This window comes from Microvirga sp. HBU67558 (genome assembly GCF_018069605.1).
GTDB classification, from domain to species: domain Bacteria; phylum Pseudomonadota; class Alphaproteobacteria; order Rhizobiales; family Beijerinckiaceae; genus Microvirga; species Microvirga terrae.
Window position 1 is genome coordinate 1 of the sequence record NZ_JAGPUP010000327.1, and the last position, 1,493, is coordinate 1,493.

General features: G+C 62.2%; 1 protein-coding gene. It reads left to right on the plus strand.

Features of this window, described 5'->3' with window-relative positions:
• Positions 1-426: 426 nt before the first annotated feature.
• A partial coding sequence (locus tag KBI52_RS01525; RefSeq protein WP_247654104.1) for a PAS domain S-box protein occupies positions 427-1,493 on the plus strand: 1,067 nt, incomplete at its 3' end.

Sequence of the window (1,493 nt, forward strand, 5' to 3'; positions counted from 1 at the left end):
ATGTGCCTGGGGAGCGGACGTTTAGACAATTGCCCTCACGGACCGCGTTTGACCCACTGCGGACCATCCCGTGGTTGGGGCGTATGTCTGGAGAGAGCGCGGCATGCTACCGTCATAGCCAGAGCTTCGCATGGGACGCTTTCCATAATCCAAACTGGCTGGAAGGGTGTAGATTCGTCGCGTCGCGTTCAGGGCAGCGCTGGCCTGATGCCAGTCCCATTAACCTCCCTGAGGAGGTCACCATGTACGCACGGATGACGACGATTCGCGTCAAGCCCGACAGGATGGATGACATGCTCCGCTGGCGTCAGGAGAGGGCCATCCAGCAACTCTATCCGGAACATTAATCAAGGGATCGGCTTATAGTCCTTGTAGGCTGCCTCGGTATCTCCGCGTCCGCGCGTCGCGACACGTATGGAGAGCAGCATGGAAAGCACAGTCGAGCTTCTGCCCAATGGCGGCATCATGGGCGCACGCGTGCGACACCACGATTGGGCTTCCACGTCCCTTGGCCCCATCGCAACGTGGCCTCAAAGCCTGAAGAGCCTCGTCAATCTGGTTTTGGCGGCGCCGCTCCCGATGAACCTGTTGTGGGGGCCAGAGCTCATCCAGATCTACAACGATGCCTATGCGCCGCTCATGGGGCTGAAGCATCCTGCCGGCTTGGGCCAGCCAGCGGCTGAGTGCTGGCAGGAGGTCTGGGAGGTCACCGGGCCGCTCTACGTGCGTGTGTTCGCGGGCGAGACGGTGGTCCTGGAAAACAGCCAATGGATCTTGAACAGGCATGGCGTTCCGGAAACCGCCTGGTTCGACAACTATCTCACCCCGGTCCTCGATGAGAATGGCGCGGTCGGCGGCGCACACGTCATAGCGTTCGAAACGACAGGGCGTGTCAAGGCTGCGGTGGAGCGAGACCGGTCCGAGCAGGCAGTGCGGGCGAGCGAGCAGCGCCTGCAACGGGTCATCGAGACCGATGCGGTTGGCATGATCTTCTTTGACCATTCCGGCACGCTCGTCGACGCCAACGATGTCTTCCTGAACATGATGGGCTATACCCGCGCCGAGGTGGAGCGGCGCGAACTGACCTGGCGCCGACTGACCCCCGCAGAATGGGTAGGGGTCAGCGAAGAGCAAATGCAGAAGCTCGCCGCCACGGGACGGATTGGCCCCTACGAGAAGGAATACTTCCTCAAGGACGGATCACGCCGATGGATGCTGTTCGCCGGGCGCGATCTCGGCGATGGAACGACTGCGGAATACTGCCTCGACATCACCGCCCGCAAGCAGGCCGAGGCTGCCCTAAAAACGAGTGAGACCCGGCTCCAGGCCGCCATCGATCTTGTTAGCCTGTCGCCCTACACCTGGGACCCGGTCACGGGAGCGCTGGACTGGGATGCCCGGCTCAAGGCGATGTGGGGCCTGCCCCCGGATGCTCCTGTCGACCACGAGGTTTGGCTATCCGGCATTCATCCCGAAGATCGGCCGCGCGTCGA